Origin of the sequence: Phenylobacterium sp. (assembly GCF_013911965.1) — a bacterium.
Taxonomy (GTDB): Bacteria; Pseudomonadota; Alphaproteobacteria; order Caulobacterales; family Caulobacteraceae; genus Phenylobacterium.
The window spans coordinates 95,496-114,197 of record NZ_JACESE010000008.1; the positions used below are offsets into that span (position 1 = coordinate 95,496).

General features: G+C 70.1%; 16 protein-coding genes. 8 read left to right on the forward strand and 8 right to left on the reverse strand.

The genetic code is table 11. The features are described from left to right. Positions 1-25 precede the first annotated feature (25 nt). Together flhA and H2041_RS10020 are read left to right on the forward strand one after the other, a co-directional pair. Positions 26-2,113 (forward strand): flagellar biosynthesis protein FlhA, encoded by a 2,088-nt coding sequence (gene flhA / locus H2041_RS10015; RefSeq protein ID WP_293412186.1) that lies wholly within the window; start codon positions 26-28, stop codon positions 2,111-2,113. A gap of 120 nt (positions 2,114-2,233) precedes the next feature. Continuing rightward, positions 2,234-2,617, forward strand: a complete 384-nt coding sequence (locus H2041_RS10020; RefSeq protein ID WP_293412188.1) for a DUF4282 domain-containing protein — start codon at positions 2,234-2,236, stop codon at positions 2,615-2,617. Here H2041_RS10020 and H2041_RS10025 read toward each other — a convergent pair. From H2041_RS10025 to H2041_RS10040, 4 genes are all read right to left on the reverse strand, one after another. Continuing rightward, entirely contained in the window at positions 2,614-3,684 is a 1,071-nt protein-coding gene (locus tag H2041_RS10025; protein WP_367133416.1) for an endo-1,4-beta-xylanase, read from the reverse strand. The genes H2041_RS10020 and H2041_RS10025 overlap by 4 nt on opposite strands. Continuing rightward, positions 3,681-4,094, reverse strand: a complete 414-nt coding sequence (locus H2041_RS10030) for a flagellar FliJ family protein (protein WP_293412190.1) — start codon at positions 4,092-4,094, stop codon at positions 3,681-3,683. Before H2041_RS10030 ends, H2041_RS10025 begins: the two co-directional genes overlap by 4 nt. Further along, on the reverse strand, positions 4,091-5,428 hold the full coding sequence (gene fliI / locus H2041_RS10035; protein ID WP_293412192.1) for a flagellar protein export ATPase FliI: 1,338 nt from the start codon (positions 5,426-5,428) through the stop codon (positions 4,091-4,093). Before fliI ends, H2041_RS10030 begins: the two co-directional genes overlap by 4 nt. A 78-nt stretch (positions 5,429-5,506) precedes the next feature. After that, positions 5,507-6,649: an SDR family oxidoreductase gene (locus H2041_RS10040; protein ID WP_293412194.1), complete on the reverse strand. Its 1,143-nt coding sequence runs from the start codon at positions 6,647-6,649 to the stop codon at positions 5,507-5,509. Positions 6,650-6,963: 314 nt separating this feature from the next. On the opposite strand from H2041_RS10040, the gene ctrA reads away from it, so the two are divergent. The 5 genes from ctrA to H2041_RS10065 all read left to right on the forward strand — a co-directional run bounded on the left by ctrA (position 6,964) and on the right by H2041_RS10065 (position 13,496). Continuing rightward, positions 6,964-7,659, forward strand: coding sequence for a response regulator transcription factor CtrA (ctrA, locus tag H2041_RS10045; RefSeq protein WP_293412196.1), 696 nt, complete (start codon positions 6,964-6,966; stop codon positions 7,657-7,659). A 157-nt stretch (positions 7,660-7,816) separates the two neighbouring features. Beyond that, on the forward strand, positions 7,817-10,207 hold the full coding sequence (locus H2041_RS10050; RefSeq protein WP_293412198.1) for a M20/M25/M40 family metallo-hydrolase: 2,391 nt from the start codon (positions 7,817-7,819) through the stop codon (positions 10,205-10,207). A gap of 43 nt (positions 10,208-10,250) precedes the next feature. Then, positions 10,251-10,607 carry an arsenate reductase (glutaredoxin) gene (gene arsC, locus H2041_RS10055; RefSeq protein WP_293412200.1) on the forward strand — a complete coding sequence of 119 codons (357 nt, stop codon included), beginning with the start codon at positions 10,251-10,253 and terminating at the stop codon, positions 10,605-10,607. 243 nt (positions 10,608-10,850) lie between these two features. Next, positions 10,851-12,164: a peptidoglycan DD-metalloendopeptidase family protein gene (locus H2041_RS10060; RefSeq protein WP_293412202.1), complete on the forward strand. Its 1,314-nt coding sequence runs from the start codon at positions 10,851-10,853 to the stop codon at positions 12,162-12,164. Between the two features lie 99 nt (positions 12,165-12,263). After that, positions 12,264-13,496, forward strand: coding sequence for a TetR/AcrR family transcriptional regulator (locus H2041_RS10065; protein ID WP_293412204.1), 1,233 nt, complete (start codon positions 12,264-12,266; stop codon positions 13,494-13,496). Between the two features lie 219 nt (positions 13,497-13,715). Here the strand turns inward: H2041_RS10065 and H2041_RS10070 are convergent, their stop codons facing one another. From H2041_RS10070 to ubiG, 4 genes are all read right to left on the reverse strand, one after another. Beyond that, complete coding sequence (locus tag H2041_RS10070; protein ID WP_293412207.1) at positions 13,716-14,801, reverse strand: Zn-dependent alcohol dehydrogenase; 1,086 nt, start codon at positions 14,799-14,801, stop codon at positions 13,716-13,718. 188 nt (positions 14,802-14,989) lie between these two features. Further along, positions 14,990-15,409 carry a hypothetical protein gene (locus H2041_RS10075; RefSeq protein WP_293412209.1) on the reverse strand — a complete coding sequence of 140 codons (420 nt, stop codon included), beginning with the start codon at positions 15,407-15,409 and terminating at the stop codon, positions 14,990-14,992. 85 nt (positions 15,410-15,494) lie between these two features. Then, on the reverse strand, positions 15,495-16,466 hold the full coding sequence (locus H2041_RS10080; RefSeq protein WP_293412211.1) for an alpha/beta hydrolase: 972 nt from the start codon (positions 16,464-16,466) through the stop codon (positions 15,495-15,497). Between the two features lie 104 nt (positions 16,467-16,570). Further along, positions 16,571-17,326, reverse strand: coding sequence for a bifunctional 2-polyprenyl-6-hydroxyphenol methylase/3-demethylubiquinol 3-O-methyltransferase UbiG (gene ubiG, locus H2041_RS10085; RefSeq protein ID WP_293412213.1), 756 nt, complete (start codon positions 17,324-17,326; stop codon positions 16,571-16,573). Positions 17,327-17,449: 123 nt separating this feature from the next. Between ubiG and H2041_RS10090 the strand changes: the two genes are divergently transcribed. Then, positions 17,450-18,700, forward strand: a complete 1,251-nt coding sequence (locus H2041_RS10090) for an aspartate kinase (protein ID WP_293412384.1) — start codon at positions 17,450-17,452, stop codon at positions 18,698-18,700. Positions 18,701-18,702: the final 2 nt, after the last annotated feature.

The window sequence follows — 18,702 nt, forward strand, 5'->3', positions numbered from 1 at the left end:
CATCTCCAGGCGGGCGAGCCAAGGCATGTCAGACGTTCAGGCCACAGGACCCGGCGCGCCGTCGGCCCGCGAGATGATCGGCTGGCTGGCGCGGGGCGAGGTGGCCATGGCCATCGGGGCGGTGAGCATCATCGTCCTGCTCATCCTGCCGATCCCGGCCTTCCTGCTGGACGCCCTGCTGGCGATTTCGATCACCAGCGCCGTCCTCATCCTGATGACCTCGCTGCTCATCAAGAAGCCGCTGGAGTTCAGCGCCTTCCCGACGGTGCTGCTGGTCACCACCCTCTACCGGCTCGGGCTGAACATCGGCTCGACCCGGCTGATCCTGGGCAACGGGCATGAGGGCACGGGCGGGGCCGGCCGCATCATCGAGGGCTTCGGCCACCTGATGATGGGCGGCAACTTCGTCATCGGGCTGATCGTCTTCATCATCCTGGTGATCGTGAACTTCGTGGTCATCACCAAGGGCTCGGGCCGCATCGCCGAGGTGGCGGCGCGCTTCACCCTCGACGCCATGCCCGGCAAGCAGATGGCCATCGACGCCGACCTCTCGGCCGGCCTGATCGACGAGTCCGAGGCCAAGAAGCGCCGCAAGGAGCTGGAGCAGGAGAGCACCTTCTTCGGCGCCATGGACGGCGCCAGCAAGTTCGTGCGCGGCGACGCCGTCGCCGGCTTGATCATCGTGGCCATCAACATCGTGGGCGGCATCCTGATCGGGGTGGTGCAGCACGGCCTGCCGATCGGCCAGGCGGCCTCCTCCTACACCCTGCTGACCATCGGCGACGGCCTGGTCAGCCAGATTCCGGCGCTCATCATCTCGATCGCCGCCGGCTTCCTGGTTTCCAAGGCGGGCGTCGAGGGCTCGGCGGACAAGGCGCTGGTGGCGCAGCTCGCCATGAACCCCGTCGGTCTGGGCATGGTCTCGGCCTGCGCCGGGGTGATCGCGCTCATTCCCGGCATGCCGATCCTGCCCTTCGCGGCCGTCTCCATCGGCACGGGCGTGCTCGCCTATCGGCGGGGCCGCAAGGCCGCCGAACCGGCGCCCATGGAGATGGAGCAGGCGCCGGCCGAGCCGCAGGAAGAGCCGATCAGCGAGACCCTGGCCATCGACGAGGTGAAGATCGAGCTGGGCTACGGCCTGCTGCCGCTGATCAACGACCTGGAGGGCCGCCGGCTGACCGACCAGATCCGCGCCCTGCGCAAGACGCTGGCGGCCGAGTACGGCTTCGTCATGCCTTCGGTGCGGATCCTCGACAACATGCGCCTGCCTTCCCAGGGCTACTGCATCCGCATCAAGGAGCTCGACGCCGGCTCCGGCGAGGTCCGTCTGGGCTCGCTGATGGCCATGGACCCGCGCGGCGGCCAGGTGGAGCTGCCCGGCGAGCACATGCGCGAGCCGGCCTTCGGCCTGCCGGCCACCTGGATCGACGACTCCCTGCGCGAGGAAGCGACCTTCCGCGGGTACACCATCGTCGACCCGGCCACGGTCCTGACCACGCACCTGACCGAGATCCTCAAGGACAACATGGCCGAGCTGCTCTCCTATGCGGAGGTGCAGAAGCTCCTGAAGGACCTCCCGGGCGAGCAGAAGAAGCTGGTCGAGGACCTGATCCCCAACACGGTGACGGCCACCACCGTCCAGCGCGTGCTGCAGGCCCTGCTGCGCGAACGGGTGTCCATCCGCGACCTGCCGGCCATCCTGGAAGGGATCGGCGAGGCGGCGCCGCACACCGGCTCCATCGCCATGCTGGTCGAGCAGGTCCGCGCCCGGCTGGCCCGCCAGCTGTCCTACGCCTATCGCGGCGACGACGGCGCCCTGCCCATCGTCACCCTGTCGCCGGACTGGGAGAACGCCTTCGCCGAAGCCCTCATCGGCCCCGGCGAGGAGAAGCAGCTGGCGCTCGCTCCGTCGCGCCTGCAGGAGTTCATCCGCGGCGTACGCGAAGTCTTTGAACGCGCCGCCCTGTCGGGCGAGTCGCCGGTCCTGCTGACCAGCCCCGGCATCCGCCCCTATGTCCGCTCCATCATCGAGCGGTTCCGCGGCCAGACCCCGGTGATGAGCCAGAACGAGGTCCACCCCAAGGCGCGCCTGAAGACCATGGGGACCATCTGAGGCGCCGATCGGGAACCCACGGCGAAGCTCGGGCCTTTTCGCAAGTTGCCCAAAAAGCTTCGCGCTGGTAGCGATTTGCCGCGCGGGCCAGCGTGGGTCCCATCTAGCGTTGGAATTGGAATGGCCAGCAAATCCCGAGCGAAACGCGGCGCCGGCGCCTCCCTGTTCTGGGACCTCCTCACCTTCGACCGGCTGATGACCAATGCGGTCATCCACCTGATCTACTGGGCCGGCCTCGGCGTCATCGCGCTGGGCGCCTTCGGCACCATCGGGGCCGCCGTGGGCGTGGCGCTGCGCGAAGAGAGCCTGATGGGGATCATGCTGGCGATCCCGGTGCTCGTGGCGGGCCTGCTGGTGGTGGGGGCGCTGATCCTGCTGTGGCGCTCGTTCTGTGAGTTCTACGTGGCCATCTTCCGCCTGAGCGACGATCTGCACGTCCTGCGCCAGCAGGCCGACGCCGAGCGCCTGGCCGCCCGGCCGACGCCCCCGCGTCCTCAGGCCTAGGCGACGCGTTCGGCCCAGGCGGCGGCGGCGGCCTTGGGCTGGCCGAAATCGTCGAAGGGCAGCGGCGTATCGGCGCCGTCCTCGCGCTTGAGCCAGGATTCGGCGTCGCGGAGACCCCAGAAGGTGAAGGCGAAGCGCTGCGACGCCGGCAGCGCCATGAAGGCCTCGGCGGCCTGGGCGTAGAGGGCCGCCTGCCCCTCCGCCAGCCGCCGCCGATCCTTGAACACGCCCTCGGCGCGGCTGAGCGAAACGTCGAATTCCGAGACGTGCACCAGAAGGCCGAGCTGGCCCAGTTCGGCGATGGTCTGGCGAAGCTCCCCCGGATCCTGGTCGGCGGCGATGTGGGTCTGGGTGCCGACCCCGTCGATGGGCGCGCCGGCGGCCATCAGGCGTTCGGCCAGGCGCAGGAAGGTCGCCCGCTTCTTCGGCAGCCATTCGAGATTGTAGTCGTTGAGGAACAGCATGGCGGCCGGGTCCGCCTCGCGCGCGTGCTGGAAGGCCAGGACCATGTGATCGAAGGGGCCGAGCCTGCGGCTCCACAGGCTGTCGCGCCAGCCCTCGCCGTCCTCCGCCACAGCCTCGTTGACCACGTCCCAGCCGACGGCCTGTCCGCGATAGCGGCCGACGACCGCGTGGATGTAGTTGCGATAGGCCTCGGCGAAGCTGACCCGGCTCTCGTCCAGGGCCTCGAAGGCCGGCGGGCTCTGGGCGTACCAGATCAGGGTGTGGCCGAAGAGACGAAGGCCGTTGACCCGGGCGAAAGCGGCGATGGCGTCGGGCGCGTCGAAGCGGAAGCCGCCGTCGTCACGCACGATGTACTCCATCTTCATCTCCCACTCGGGCGTGAGCTGGGAGGCCTGGGCGGCGATGAGGCCCGAGAGCACGGGATCCTGCAGATGAACCGCCTGCACGGCGGTCCCCACGGGGAAGGACGCCAGGGACTTCAGCGGCGGCACGTGAACCGGCGCGACCTGCGAACTGGCCGGCCTCTGGCAGCCCGCCAGCGCCAGGGCGCCGCCCACGACCGCGCGGCGGCTCAGCCCATAGAGGGAATTCGGCAGGATCACCGGCCGGCGGCGGCGCGGCGCAGGCCCATCTCGTCCATCACCGCGGCTTCCCTACGGGCGGCCTCGCGCCGCCGGGCCAGGAGGATCTCCTCGGCCACCTGTTCGTACTTCTTCTGCTCTTCGAAGGCGCCGTTCAGCGCGTCGCGGGCGCCCTGCTCCTCGACTGCGATCTCGTCGATCTGGGCCTGGATGGCGGCGCGGCGGGCCCGCAGGCCCTCGACGAACCCGATGTGGTACCATCCGGCCTCGGCGTCGCCGCGGGCGTTGGCCGCCTCGGCCTCGGCTTCGGCCTCCAGCATCAGCAGCCGCATCTCGGCGTCGCGCCGGCGCTGGGTGATCTCGCCCATGCGTTTCTGGAGCACCTCCACCTCGTAGGTGGAGAGCTTCACGAGAGAGTCGGCCCAGCTCATGCGGCGGCCCCTTCAAGGATGTGGCCGAGGGTGGCGAAGGACTCATCGAGGCCGGTGGCGTCGGACGGGTCCTGGCGCAGGAAGGCCTCGATGGCCGGGTTCAGTTCGATGGCGCGGTCGACCTGGGGATCGGAGCCGGGCCGGTAGGCGCCGATGCGGATCAGCTCCTCCATGTTGGAGAAGGCGGCCATGGTCTGGCGGGCGGCGGTGACGATCTCGCGCTCGTGCGGGAGCTGACAGCCCGGCATGGTCCGGCTGATGGATTTCAGCACGTTGATGGCCGGGAAGCGGCCGCGCTCGGCGATGGCCCGCTCCATGACGATGTGGCCGTCGAGAATCCCGCGCACGGCGTCGGCGATGGGCTCGTTGTGGTCGTCCCCGTCCACCAGCACGGTGAAGAGGCCCGTGATGGGACCGGCCCGCGTCCCGTCGGGGCGGATCGGTCCGGGGCCCGCCCGCTCGAGCAGCTTGGGCAGTTCGGTGAAGACGGTGGGCGTATAGCCCTTGGTCGTCGGCGGCTCGCCGGCGGCCAGGCCGATCTCCCGCTGGGCCATCGCGAAGCGGGTGACGGAGTCCATCAGGCAGAGGACTTCCATGTCCTGATCGCGCAGGTACTCGGCCAGCGCGAGGGTCATATAGGCCGCCTGGCGGCGTTTCAGCGCCGGTTCGTCGGAGGTGGCCACCACCACGATGGCGCGCTTCAGACCTTCCTCGCCCAGCGTCTCCTCGATGAATTCGCGGACTTCCCGGCCCCGCTCGCCGATCAGGCCGACGACGACGGCGTCGCAGTCGGCGTTCTTGGCGAGCATGGAGAGCAGGACGGACTTGCCGACGCCCGAGCCGGCGAAGACGCCCAGGCGCTGGCCGCGGCAGCAGGTGGTGAAGACGTTCATCGCCCGCACGCCCAGGTCCAGCCGCTCGCCTACCCGGTCGCGGGCATGGGCGGGGGGCGGCGGCGCGCGCAAGGGGTAGGAGGCCAGGCCCTTGGGCAACGGCCCCTTGCCGTCGATCGGCTCGCCGAACGCGTCGACGATGCGGCCAAGCCAGCCCTTGGTGGGACGGACGGCCGAACCCATGGGCTCGATCTTGATCTCCGCGCCCGGCGCCACACCTTCGACGGCGCCGAAGGGCATCAGCAGGGCGCGGGAGTCGCGGAAGCCCACCACCTCGGCGGCGAGCGGCGTTTCCGCGCGGCGCACGATCTCGGCGCGGGCGCCGACGGCCAGGCGCGTCACGCCGCCCTTGGCCTCGATGAGGAGGCCGTTCACGGCGGCCACACGGCCGGAGACGGTCAGAGGATCGATACGCTCGACGGCGGCGACGAGACTGCGCAAGGCGGGCCCCCGGAAATCACTGATCTCCAGGGTCGCTCTTCAGCCTTAATTGCGCGTGAAGATTCGTAAACGGCCGCGCTAGCGAAGACTTCCGGCCAGGCGAAGCGCCTGCCGCGGGTGACGGACGGCCAGCCGCATGGCCTCTCTCGGATTGCGGCGCACGCCGCGCGCGACCATCGGCCGCGCCACCCGGGCCGCCAGAGGGCGGGCGGTGCGGGCGATCTGGCCGCGCCCCAGATAGGCCGCCGCCCCGAGCAGCGCCAGCGCGCCCAGGCCGAGCGTCAGGCCGGAGTGCTTCTGGGCGGCGGTGTAGACGCTGAACTTGCGGCCGCCATAGGCGTCCGTATGAACCCGGCCGTCGACGCCCGCCTCGTAGAGGTTGTCGCGCGTCGGCTTCTCGCCCTTGCGCTTGGCGAAGCGCGGGATGGCGGCGGCGAAGACCTTGTCGGCCAGGCGCGGCGCCCCGCCGCCGAGCAGGACCATCTGACGGCCGCCCGATCCCACCGTCACATGGCGGACCGGATGCTGGGCGGCGTGCAGGATGGCGTCGGCCACCACCTCCGGCGCATAGACCGGCGGCGGCACCCGCGGCGCCTCGTCCATGTAGTTGCGCGCATGGTCCGGGAAGGGCGAGGAGACGCTGCTGGGCTTGATGAGGGTGACCGAGATCGGCGCCTTGTCGCGCGTCAGCTCCACCCGCAGGGCGTCGGTGAACCCCTTCACGGCGTGCTTCGAGGCGGCATAGGCGCCCAGAAGCGGCACCGCCACCTCGGAGAGCACCGACCCGATGTTGATGATCGCTCCGCCGTCGCGGCGGGTCTTCAGGTGCTTCACCGCCTCGAGGGACCCGTTGACCACACCGAAATAGTTGGTGCGGAAGAGGCGCTCGTGATCCTCGGGCGGGAGGTTCTCAAGCTCGGCGTACACGCCCACGCCGGCGTCGTTGATCCAGGTGTCGAAACCGCCGAAGCGGGCGATGGCCGCGCGGGCGATCTTTTCCACATCGGCCGGATCGCCGACATCGCCGGACACGGCGTGGGCGCGGCCGCCGGCGGCGTTGATCTCCTCGGCGATGGCCTTGAGCGCCGTCTCGTTCCGGGAGGCGAGGACCACCGCGGCTCCGGCCTTGGCCGCCTTGCGGGCGGTGGCGAGGCCGATCCCGGACGACGCCCCCGTGATGACGATCACCTGCTGGGCGAGGGGTTTCAGCTTCGCGGGCATGGCGGCTCCTTCTCCGTTTGCGGGAGTTCGCCAGGGAGAACGAGCGCGGCCAAGTCGCGTTCCGAAGTCGAGAAAAGCCGCGATCGGAGCGGCTGCTTCGCCCCGCCCGTCCAATCACAAAAGATTCAACTGGACCGGAACTCGCCGCCGCACCCGCGGCCTTGCCGCTGATTCCGAAATCGGATTAACGAATTGCTCAGAGGGCTTTCACTATTAACCGGTCTTAAATTAACTCGCCGGCAAGTTTACGGCGAGGGCTCGAGCGGATTCCGAGATTCGGTCCGTGAGCTGCGCTGTCGTTCGAGGAGGGACTGATGCGCGTATTGCTGATTGAGGATGACAGCGCCACGGCGCAGAGCATCGAACTCATGCTCAAGTCGGAAGGGTTCAACGTCTATACGACGGACCTGGGCGAGGAAGGCGTCGATCTGGGCAAGATCTACGACTACGACCTCATCCTGCTCGACCTGAACCTGCCCGACATGAGCGGCATGGACGTCCTGCGCACCCTGCGGGTGGCCAAGATCAACACGCCGATCATGATCCTGTCGGGCACGGCCGAGATCGACACCAAGGTGAAGACCTTCGGCGCCGGCGGCGACGACTACATGACCAAGCCGTTCCACAAGGACGAGCTGATCGCCCGCATCCACGCCGTGGTCCGCCGCTCCAAGGGCCACGCCCAGTCAGTCATCAAGACCGGCGACATCGTGGTCAACCTGGACGCCAAGACGGTCGAGGTGAACGGCGTTCGCGTCCACCTGACCGGCAAGGAATACCAGATGCTCGAGCTGCTTTCCCTGCGGAAGGGCACGACGCTCACCAAGGAAATGTTCCTGAACCACCTCTATGGCGGCATGGACGAGCCCGAGCTGAAGATCATCGACGTCTTCATCTGCAAGCTGCGCAAGAAGCTGGCCGCCGCCGCCGACGGCAAGCACCACATCGAGACCGTCTGGGGCCGCGGCTATGTGCTGCGCGACCCGCAGGAAGCCGTCGCCGCGGCCTGAGCCCGCCGATCTTCCAGCCTACAGACCAAGACGCCCGCCGCTCCTCCGGCGGGCGTTTTTGCGTTCGCCCGGCCCTCTCCCGCCGCGAGAGCGGAGGTAGGCAGGGCGCGAAAAGCCGCTAGGGTCCCGCCAAACGCCTCTTGGGGACGAAGACGGGATGGAACGCACCCTGGCGCTCGCCGCCTGCCTGATCCTTGGCGCCCTGCTCGGCTGGTGGGGCGAACAGGGGCCGCGCCCCCTGCCGGCCTCGGCCCCGGCGGAGGCGTTCGCGGCCGGCCGCGCCCTGGCCGACGTGGAGATCATCGCCCGCGTCCCCCACCCCACCGGCACGGCGGCCAACGCCGCCGTCCGCGACCACCTGGTGGCTCGGCTGCGCCAGCTTGGCCTTGACCCGCAGGTCCAGGTCTCCCGGCCCTTCGCCGCGCGCGAGATCGCCGGGAAGTCCTACGTCGTCGGCGCCCGTGTGGAGAACGTCATCGGCGTCCTGCCCGGTCGCGATCGCCAGGCTCCGGCGCTGGCCCTGATGGCCCACTATGACAGCGTGCCGCGCTCGCCCGGCGCCGGGGACGACGCCGCGGGCGTGGCTTCGGCGCTGGAAATCGTCCGCGCGCTCAAGGCCCGCGGCCAGCCGGAGCGGGACGTCATCCTTCTTCTGACCGATGGCGAGGAACTCGGCCTGCTCGGCGCGCGGGCCTTCTTCGAGGACCATCCGCTGGCCTCCCGCGTCGGCTTCCTGATCAACATGGAGGCCCGCGGCTCGCGAGGGCGCGCCACCATGTTCCAGACCGGGCCGGACAACGGCCCGACCATCGAGCGGTTCGTGGCGACGTCGCCCGGTTCCCCCTCGAATTCCCTGGCCGTCTTCGCCTACGAGCAGATGCCCAACGACACGGACTTCTCCGTGTCGAAGGCGGCGGGGATTCCGGGCCTGAACTTCGCCTTCACCGGCGGCCAGTTCGATTACCACTCGCCCACGGCCACGGTGGCGACCCTGTCGCGGCGGTCGTTGCAGGACCTGGGCCGCCAGGCGCTGGCCGCCGCCGTCTCCATCGCCTATGCCGACACGCTGCCGGGGGCGGGGCCCGACAAGGTCTATGCGCCGGTCTTCGGCGGCGAGATCGTCGCCTACGACGCGCCGGTCGGCTGGGCCGTCCTGGCCGCGGCGGCCCTCCTCCTGCTCGTCGGCGTCTTCCGCGCGCGCCGCCAGCAGACGGCGGACTGGCGCGATGCGGCGCAGGGAGCCCTTGCGGGCCTCTACATCCTCGCCGCCGGCGCGGCCGTCCTGCGCTTCGCCCGGCGGGCCGCGGCCGGGCCGGGCTATATGGAATACCGCGAGCTGCTGGCGCAGGCGCACCGGTTCGAGGCGGTCCTCGTCCTGCTCGGACTGGGCGTCCTCCTCCTGGCGGCGGCGGCCGCCGCCAAGGGCCGCATGCGCGTGACCGGGGGGCTGGTCGCCGGCGCCGCCGGCCTCGGCTGCCAGGTCTTCGGCGGCTGGGATCCTGTGGGCCTCGGCCTGGGCGCAGCCGGCGCCCTGCTGGCCGTGCTGGCCTTCGGACGCGAAGCCGGCCGCGCCGGCGCCTGGGCGGGCCTGCTCGCCATCGGCCTCGCGGCCGGCGCCGCCCTGCAGGCCACAGCCGCACCGACCGCCTTCCTGATCGCCTGGCCCCTGCTGGTCGCCTGCGCGGGCGCCGCCCTGAGCGCGATGGGCGAGCGGCGGCCGCTATGGGTGCGCCTGGCCCTGGTGGGGCTGGGCGTGCTGGGCGTCGGATGGCTGGCCGGCATGGTCCACGCCGTCTATGTCAATCTGGACGTTCCCGAGCTTCTGGCCCTGCTCGCCTGGCTGACGGCCTTCCTGATCTGGCCCTTCGCCCATCCCCGGATCGGCGGCGCGGGGCGGATCACGGCCCTGCTGGTTCTGGGCGCAGGCCTTCTGCTGCTGGTCGTAGTCCAGCTGGATCCCCCCTGGTCGGAACGGCGCCCTCAGGCCAGCCTCGTCTATTATCTGGTGGATCAGGACGCCCGGCGCGCGCACGTGGCCGACGCCGCCCCGCAGCCTGATCCCTGGACCCGCCGCCTGCTGGACTCCTTCGCCTCGGACCCTCAGCCGGCGGACGCCACGCCCGTCTTCCGCGAGCCCCTTCGCGGCGTCCCCGCGCCCATGGTGGAGACCTCGCGCCCCCGGCTGGAGCTGAGCCGCGCCGACGATCAAATCGTGCTGAACCTGGCGCCGCCGCCCGGCGCACGGACCTTGGTCGTCGACCTGCGCAGTCCGCAGGCCCTGACCGAGGTCGCGGTGAACGGCCGGCCGGCGGACCTTCTCCAGACCCCGGACCAATGGTCGCAGGTGCGCTGGACCGGCGATCCGCAGGGGCTGCGCATCAGCTTCCGCAGCCCGGCCGATTCCGGCCATCTGGAGGTCCGCTACGGCGCAATCAGCGATGGCTGGCCCGCCGGGGCCCCGCCCCTGCCTCCGCGGCCGGAGGACGTGATGGCGTTCCAGACCTCCGATTCCCTCATCGTGCGGGGAACGCGGCGACTTTCCTGGTAAGGCGAAGCTTGGAGCGGAGCCGAGCCTCGGCTATCGAAGGCGCATGAGCCGATCGGACGTCGTGATCTATCACAACCCCGCCTGCGGGACCTCGCGCAACGCCCTCGCCCTTTTGCGCGACAAGGGGATAGAGCCCACCGTCGTCGAGTACCTGAAGACCGGCTGGACCCGCGAACAGCTCGAAGACCTCATCGCGCGATCCGGGTCGAGCGCCCGAGAACTGCTGCGCGAACGCGGGACCAAGGCCGCCGAACTGGGCCTGACCGATCCCACCACCTCGGACGAAGCGATCCTGGCGGCCATGATCGTCGACCCGATCCTGGTGAACCGGCCGATCGTCTCGACGCCCAAGGGCGCGGCCCTGTGCCGTCCCGCCGACCTCGTCCTGGGCCTCCTGTGAAGACCGCCTCGCGCCGCGGGCGACAAGCTTCGCCTTGAACGTGATCGACCGCGACAAAACTGCCCATTCTCCCTACAGTTACCTTCGGTTAACCGCATGACCCGACCCTGGACTGGCCTACCTATTGCTGCAGCCCGTCGCGTCAGGTCATTCTGGACCAGTACAGTGGCATCGTTGGATTTCGGGGGCACGATGCAAGAATTCGATCCGAGACGTCCTACGCTCCGCTATGCGCCGCGCCTCATGGTGGGCCTTGGCGGCATCTGCGCGCTCGCGCTGGGCTGGAAGCTGACGGCGGCGGAAGCCACCGCGCCCACCCCGCCGCCCATGGACGCGGCGGCCATCGTCGCGCTGCAGCACGAGGCCTTCGCCCAGGCCGAGGCCCAGCCGGGCTTCACCCGTCCTGAGAACGTGGCGGTCAAGGTTCTGCCGGGCGATACGCTCGAGGCCGCCGTCGCCCGCACCGGCATTCCGCTGGAAGAGGCCCGTCAGGCGGTCAATACGCTCGGCGCGGCCATGGACACCGTCCACATCAAGGCCGGCATGACCTTCGACGCGGCCATCGCCCGTCCCGAAGGCGAAGGCGGCCAGGCGCGGCTCGTGGGCCTGTCGCTGCGCACCGGTCCGGCCACCGCCGTGACCCTTTCGCGCACCTTCGACGGCGCCCTTCGCCTGCGCGAGATGGAAGAGGCGATCCGCGACGAGACGACCGTCGCCCAGGGCCAGATCCACGGCTCGCTGTATGAGAGCGCGGCCGAACTGGGCGCCACCTCGGCTGTCACCGCGCAGGTGGTCAAGCTCTTCGCCCACAAGCTGGACTTCCAGCGCGACATCAAGGCCGGCGACGAGTTCAAGCTGATCTTCGACCGGAAGGTCACCGAGAGCGGCCGCACCGTTGAGACCGGCGAGGTCGAGTACGCCGAGGTCAAGGGCGTCAAGTTCTACCGCTTCGAGCGCAAGGACGGCTCGGTCGACTATTTCGACGAGGACGGCAAGAACGTCCGCGGCTTCCTGCTGCGCACGCCAGTCGACGGCGCCCGCATCACCTCCACCTTCGGCCGCCGCCGCCACCCGGTGCTGGGCTACACCCGGGCCCACCAGGGCGTGGACTTCGGCGCCGGCGCCGGCACGCCGATCCTGTCGGCCGGCGACGGCGTGATCGTGGAAGCCCGTCGCTGGGGCGGCTACGGCAACTGGGTCCGCGTGCGGCACGCCAACGGCTGGGAGACCGGCTACGCCCACACGTCGCGCTTCGCCAAGGGCATCCGCGCCGGCGTGCGGGTGAAGCAGGGCCAGGTGATCGCCTATGTCGGCTCCACCGGCCTCTCCACCGGTCCGCACCTGCACTACGAGGTGTGGCGCAACGGCCAGCGCGTGAACCCGATCGGCGCCAAGGTGCCCCAGGGCACCATCCTAGCGGGCGCCGAGCTCAACGCGTTCAAGGCCAAGAAGGGCCGGATCGACGCCCTGCTGGCGGCCAACGCCACCGGCGAAGGGGCCACCAAGCTGGCGGCGGCGGAAACCGATACGGTCCAGCTGGCCGATCTTCGCCGCTGAGAGGGCGCTGCTGAGAGGGCGCCGTAGCGTCATGCTTTTCCCGACGGCTTCGCGCCCCTAAGCTGGAGCGTCTGGCGAACGTCGAAGGTGGAGGGCCTCGTGACGACCGCGACACGCCCCGGCGTCCGAGCCCGCTACGCCGCCCGGCGCGAAGCGATCCTGGCCGCCGCCTGCAAGGTCTTCATCGATCAGGGGGTCAGCGGCTTCACGCTCGCCGCCGTGGCCAAGCGGATGGATCTCCATCCCGTCAGCCTGACCTACTACTTCAAGCGCAAGGAAGACCTGGCGGCCGAATGCATGCGGCTGACGCTGGCGCGCTTCAACGACATGCTTTCCCGCGCCGAGGAGGAGACCAGCCCGCAGACGCGGCTGCGGACCTTCGTCCACGCCTACTTCGAGACCCGGCGGGAGATCGTGCTCGGCGAGGCGCCGCGCCTTCTGCCCTTCGGCGAGATCAGCCACATCGGCGCGCCCGGCGACACGGAGCTGACCGACGCCTACCGCGCCCTGCGCCAGCGTCTGGCGCGCCTGCTGCGCCCGTCGGATGCGCCCTGGCTGACAGGGCCGCGGCGCTACATGCTGGCCCACCTGATCCTCGACCAGCTGTGCTGGTCCGACACCTGGATCGCGGGCTACGAGATCGGGGACTTCGAGCGGATCGCCGAACGGATCGCCGACGTGATGATCAACGGCCTGGCCGCGCCCGGACAGGACTGGCCGCAGCGTCCCCTGCTGGAGCTCGGCGCCCCGCCGGCCCAGAACGATGAGGTGACGCGCGAGCGGTTCCTGATCGCGGCCACCGAGATCATCAACCGCGAAGGCTATCGCGGGGCCTCGGTGGACAAGATCTCGGCCTATCTGAACGTCACGAAGGGATCATTCTACCACCACAACACCGACAAGGACGAACTGGCGCGGGCCTGCTTCGAGCGCACCTTCGACCTGATCGACGAGGCCAAGTCCAAGGGCGCCGGCGAGAGCACGGGCTGGGCCCGCCTCTGGCTCATCGCCGCCTCGCTGACCGCCCATCAGACGAGCGCCGAGCGCGGCCGCATGCTGCGCCACTTCGCGCTCTCGGCCATGCCCTGGGAACTGCGGCGCACCATCTCGGCGCGCTTCCAGCAGATCGCCAACGGCTTCTCCGGCATCATCAGCGACGGCATCGCCGACGGCTCCCTGCGCCCGGTCGACCCCCTGCTCTCGGCCCACCTGGTCATGGCCATGTTCAACTCCGTGCTCCTGCTGGAACACTGGGGCGAGGACGCCACCGTGGACACGGTGATGGCCGCCTATGTCCGCCCCGCCCTCCTCGGCTTCTTCACGCCGCAATAAGGGCCGGCCGCAAAGGAAAAGGGGCGGCCGCCGCCGCCCCTTTTTGACGCCCCCAGAATCGGCGCCGGCTCTCGCCGCGCTCGACCTCCCCCCTAGGAACGTCGTGACTTGAGACCTCTGTGGTGAAGCCTGCCCAAAACGGGTCAGGATCACAAGATGACGCCCGCAGGAGGCGAACTGCGGGCGTCTCTATGGTCAAGCTTGCGGCAGAGCGGCCGCTCAGGCGTCGAAGACGATGACCGAACGGGCGATCTCGCCCCGCTTCATCTCGTCGAAGGCCTCGTTGACCTGCTCCAGCTTCAGGCGCCGCGAGACCAGGTCGTCGAGCTTGAGCTTGCCGGCCATGTAGAAATCGACCAGGCGCGGCATGTCCACCGGGAAGCGGTTGGAGCCCATCATCGAACCCTGAATGCGCTTCTCGCCCAGGAAGGCCGCGCCCATCAGGTTGATGGTCTGGCCGACCGGGATCATGCCGATGATGTTGGCGGTGCCGCCGCGGCGGAGCATGTTGAAGGCCTGTTCGGCGGTCTTGGCCAGGCCGATGGCCTCGAAGGCGTGATGGACGCCGCCCTTGGTCATCTCGATCACCGTCTTCACCGCGTCGGTGTCGGCCGCGCAGATGAAGTCGGTCGCCCCGAAGGCCTTGGCCAGGTTCTCCTTACCCTTGACCATGTCGATGGCGATGATCCGGCCGGCCCCGGCGATGGCCGCGCCGTTGATCGCCGACAGGCCGACGCCGCCGCAACCGATCACCGCGACGGTCTCGCCCGGGCGCACGTTCGAGGTGTGGATGACGGCGCCCACCCCGGTGGTCACCGAGCAGCCGATCAGGGCCGCGCGGTCGAAGGGCATGTCCTTGCGGATGGCCACGCAGGCGTGCTCGTGGATCAGCATCTGCTCGGCGAAGGAGGACAGGTTCAGGAACTGCGGCAGGGGATTGCCGCCCTGCATCAGCCGCGGCTCCTCGTCCTTGCTGCGCTTGGTGTCGGGCGAGACGCACAGGCTCATATGGCCCGTCAGGCAGTGCTCGCAGTGGCCGCAATAGGCCGACAGGCAGGTGATGACGTGGTCGCCCGGCTTCACCGTGCGGACTTCGGACCCCACGGCCTCGACAATGCCGGCGCTCTCGTGGCCCAGCACGGCGGGCAGCGGGTGCGGATAGGAGCCTTCGACGAAGTGGAGGTCGGAGTGGCAGACCCCGGCGGCCATGGTGCGGATCAGCACCTCGTGCGGGCCGGGCTTGTTGATCTGGACGTCTTCGATCTGAAGCGGCTTGCCCACTTCGCGCAGAACGGCGGCCTTCATGTCGTGCTCCCCGAGATTGAACGCCCGCTCATCGGGCCGTTATGAGGCCTGCAGCAGGCGGGCCCCTCGGGGGGACCTTATCGCCGTTCGGTTGATCGTGGCCAAGCCCTTTCCGCTTCAGGGCTTGCGCGCGCCGTCGGACGGCTGCGGCCCCGGCCTGGGCCGGGGTCGCAGAACGCACCGGGACGTCAGTTATCAGCGGTCACCCAGATCTCCCCGCGGTCGAGACGGCTCACCGCGCCTTCGGCGGTGACGGTGATCGAAGAGGCCGGAATCTCGGCCGACTCTCCGTTCAGGCCGAGCTGGACCATGGCCGCCATGGCGGCCGAGCCGGGATCCACCTCCTCGACGACGCCCACGACCTCGCCGTCCGGCCCGCGCACGGTGGTCCCGACGCGCAGGCTGCCGACCGTGGCGGCGGCGTCCATCGCGGCGGTCGAGGCGGCGTCCGCGGCCAGGTTTCCGGCCGGCGGCGGCGCGGTCATGATCCCGCCGGTCGAGGTGATCTCGCCGCTGGCCGGCGGCGAAGGCGTGGGCGCGCCCTGGGCGGCGGCGGCGCCGGCGACCAGGGCCGCGGCGGCCGTGGTCGAGACGAAAAGCATCTTCATGGTCAGTCTCTCCGAATGGCCCCCGACAGACCGCCTTAACCACCGCCGAATTCGTCGGTTCCCCGGAGACGGGAATCCGGCCGCCTCAGGCGTCGGCGGTCTTCATGCCGCGACGCGGGGCGGGCTGCGGCCAAAGGCGAAGATTGCGCAGGCTCGGCGCCAGGGCGGCGAAGTCCGGCAGCTCCACCTTCGGCAGGCGCCAGGCCGGCAGCCGCAGCGGCGGCGGCAGGCACTCGTCGAGCGCCTCCAGCAGCACTTCGGTCGGCCCGTCGTTGAGGAAGTGGTCCGCCCCGTCCACGCGCGCGAACCTCATGGACCGGCGGGGGCGGGTCTCGGCCACGAGACGCTCGGCGGCCTCGAGCGGCGCGAAGTCGTCCTTGTCGCCGTGCACGACGTGGATCGGCAGGTCGAGCTGGGCGAGCGCCTGGCGCACCGTGTCGAACTGGGCGGGCTGACCGGTGACCTCCAGCACCGCGTTGCGCAGGTCGCGCGGGATGATGCTGAGCGCCTTGCCGCCGGCGTCCAGGAGCCAGCGCGCCGTCGGCCCCGGCTCGGCGTAATAGCCCGAAAGCAGGACCAGGCCGCGCACCCGGCGCGGATTCAGCCGCGCCATCAGGGTGGCGATGGCCGCGCCATAGGACTGGCCCACCAGCAGGATCTTCTGGCCCGGCTTGGCCTTGAGCAGGGGCGAGAGCGCCAGGGCCTGGGTCTCGAGGTCCGGCACGTGGTCATCCGGCTGGGAGGCGCCGAAGCCGGGACGGTCGACCACCACCATCTCGCGGTCCTGCGGCAGGGCCGCCAGCACGGGCGCCCAGTACTCGGCCCAGGAGGGCGAGCCGGTGATGACCACGATCTTCCAGCGCGTGAAACCCTCGCGCGGCGTCTCCAGCGCCGAGAGCCGCCAGCCCAGGTCGCCGCCAGCCTCGAAGAAGGTGCGCCGCACGACGGTGTCGGGATAGTCCTCCGACATCGGCACATGCTCGGTGCGGCCGAGAACCGAGGAGGCGAAGCACGCCCAACCCACGCCGATCACACCTTTCGGCCGTTTGCGCGGCACGTCTCACCTCCTGGAGCAGTCAACCTTCAGCTGGGGACTGAACGCCGATCCGGCAAGTCGGTTCGCCGGCTCGCGGGGAGGTGAGGCCGGGCGGGACCGGAAGGTCACGCCGGCCGGCTGACCGTCATCATGTAGTTGACGTCGCAATCGCGCGACTGCGACCAGCGCCCGGTGAGCGGGTTGAAGGTGACGCCATAGGGGCCGTCCACCTCCACCGGCTGGCTGCGCAGGAAGCCGCGCAGCTCCTCGGGCGTCAGGAACTTGCGCCAGTCATGGGTGCCGGCCGGCAGCCAGCGCAGGACGTACTCCGCGCCCACCTTGGCCAGCGCCAGGGCCTTGAGCGTGCGGTTGAGGGTGGCCACGATCATGATCCCGCCCGGGGCGGTCAGCTGGGCGCAGCTGCGCAGGTATTCGCCCGGATCGGCGACGTGCTCGATGACTTCCATGTTCAGGACGACGTCGAACGGCCGCACGTCCTCGGCCAGCAGCTGCTCGGCGGTGGCGCAACGATAGTCGATGGACAGGCCCTGCTCGGCGGCGTGGGTGGAGGCCGTCCCGATGTTGCGTTCCGAGGCGTCGACGCCGGTCACCTCGAAACCGAGGCGGCTCATCGGTTCCGACAGCAGGCCGCCGCCGCAGCCGATGTCGAGCAGGCGCAGCCCCTCGAACGGCCGCCGCGCCATGGGATCGCGGCCGAACCGCGCCAGGGCCTTGTCGCGGATGAAGGCCAGCCGCACGGGGTTGAACTTGTGCAGCGGCGCGAACTTGCCCTTCGGATCCCACCATTCGGCGGCGATGCGCGAGAACCGTTCGACCTCGGCGGGATCGATGCTGGAGCGGAGTTCGGGAGCTGCGGACATAACCCACCATATAGCGCGGCGGGGCCCGCGCGAAAGCGCGCCTGCGCCTTGTGAAAGTTCGATTGCAGGCCGGCTTGGCCGCGGATAGAAGGGCGGCCTTTGTGGACGGGGGTCGAGCGCGTCGTGGCCCGGCTGGTGATGAAATTCGGCGGCACTTCGGTGGCCGACCTGGAGCGCATCCGGCGCGTGGGCCGGCTCGTGGCCGCGGAGGTCGAGGCAGGCCATCGCGTGGCCGTCGTCGTCTCGGCCATGGCCGGCAAGACCAACGAACTGGTCGCCTGGACCGATGGCGCGGGCGCGGCGGCGCAGGGCCTGCCCGCCTCGGACGACGAATACGACACCGTGGTCGCCTCGGGCGAACAGGTGACCGCCGGCCTCCTGGCCATGGTCCTGCGCAACGCCGGCATCCCGGCCCGCTCCTGGCTCGGCTGGCAGATCCCGATCATCGCCGACGACGCCCACGGCCGCGCCCGCATCGAGGACATCCCGCCGGAGAAGCTGGCCGCGGCGCTGGACGCCGGCGAGGTGGCCGTCATCGCCGGCTTCCAGGGCGTCACCCGCGACGGGCGCATCGCCACCCTCGGCCGCGGGGGGTCCGACACCAGCGCCGTGGCGGTGGCCGCCGCCCTGAAGGCCGAGCGCTGCGACATCTACACCGACGTGGACGGGGTCTACACCACCGATCCGCGCATCGAATCCAAGGCCCGCAAGCTGTCCAAGATCTCCTTCGAGGAGATGCTGGAAATGGCCTCGCTCGGGGCCAAGGTCCTGCAGACGCGTTCGGTGGAGCTGGCCATGGCCCAGCACATGCCGGTGCGCGTGCTGTCCAGTTTCGTCGAGCCCGGAGAGGCCCCCGGCCAGGGCACCATCGTCTGCGACGAGGAGGAGATCGTGGAGAAGCGCATCGTGAGCGGCGTCGCCTACAGCCGCGACGAAGCCAAGATCAGCGTGTTCGGCCTGCCCGACCACCCCGGCGTCTCCTCGGAGATCTTCGGGCGGCTGGCCGACGCCAACGTCAATGTGGACATGATCGTCCAGAGCCATGCCCGCACCCAGGACACGGCCAATATGGAGTTCACGGTCGGCAAGCGCGACGCCGCCCGGACGCTGGAGATCATGCGCCAGGCCCAGAGCGCCATCGGCTTCGATGACGTGGCGGTCAACGAGGACGTCGCCAAGGTCTCCGTCATCGGCGTGGGCATGCGCAGCCATGCGGGCGTGGCCAAGACCATGTTCGGCGCCCTGGCCGAGAAGGGCGTGAACATCCAGGTGATCTCCACCAGCGAGATCAAGATCAGCGTGCTGATCGACGCGGCCTATACCGAGCTGGCCGTCCGAGCGCTGCACGCCGCCTACGGCCTGGACAAGCTCTAGGA

What these genes read in the sequence shown, in the direction of transcription:
- flhA (WP_293412186.1), top strand. Translation starts at nt 26, where the DNA reads ATGTCAGACGTTCAGGCCACAGGACCCGGCGCGCCGTCGGCCCGCGAG.
- H2041_RS10020 (WP_293412188.1), top strand. Translation starts at nt 2,234, where the DNA reads ATGGCCAGCAAATCCCGAGCGAAACGCGGCGCCGGCGCCTCCCTGTTC.
- H2041_RS10030 (WP_293412190.1), bottom strand. Translation starts at nt 4,094, where the DNA reads ATGAGCTGGGCCGACTCTCTCGTGAAGCTCTCCACCTACGAGGTGGAG.
- H2041_RS10040 (WP_293412194.1), bottom strand. Translation starts at nt 6,649, where the DNA reads ATGCCCGCGAAGCTGAAACCCCTCGCCCAGCAGGTGATCGTCATCACG.
- ctrA (WP_293412196.1), top strand. Translation starts at nt 6,964, where the DNA reads ATGCGCGTATTGCTGATTGAGGATGACAGCGCCACGGCGCAGAGCATC.
- H2041_RS10050 (WP_293412198.1), top strand. Translation starts at nt 7,817, where the DNA reads ATGGAACGCACCCTGGCGCTCGCCGCCTGCCTGATCCTTGGCGCCCTG.
- arsC (WP_293412200.1), top strand. Translation starts at nt 10,251, where the DNA reads ATGAGCCGATCGGACGTCGTGATCTATCACAACCCCGCCTGCGGGACC.
- H2041_RS10060 (WP_293412202.1), top strand. Translation starts at nt 10,851, where the DNA reads ATGGTGGGCCTTGGCGGCATCTGCGCGCTCGCGCTGGGCTGGAAGCTG.
- H2041_RS10070 (WP_293412207.1), bottom strand. Translation starts at nt 14,801, where the DNA reads ATGAAGGCCGCCGTTCTGCGCGAAGTGGGCAAGCCGCTTCAGATCGAA.
- H2041_RS10075 (WP_293412209.1), bottom strand. Translation starts at nt 15,409, where the DNA reads ATGAAGATGCTTTTCGTCTCGACCACGGCCGCCGCGGCCCTGGTCGCC.
- ubiG (WP_293412213.1), bottom strand. Translation starts at nt 17,326, where the DNA reads ATGTCCGCAGCTCCCGAACTCCGCTCCAGCATCGATCCCGCCGAGGTC.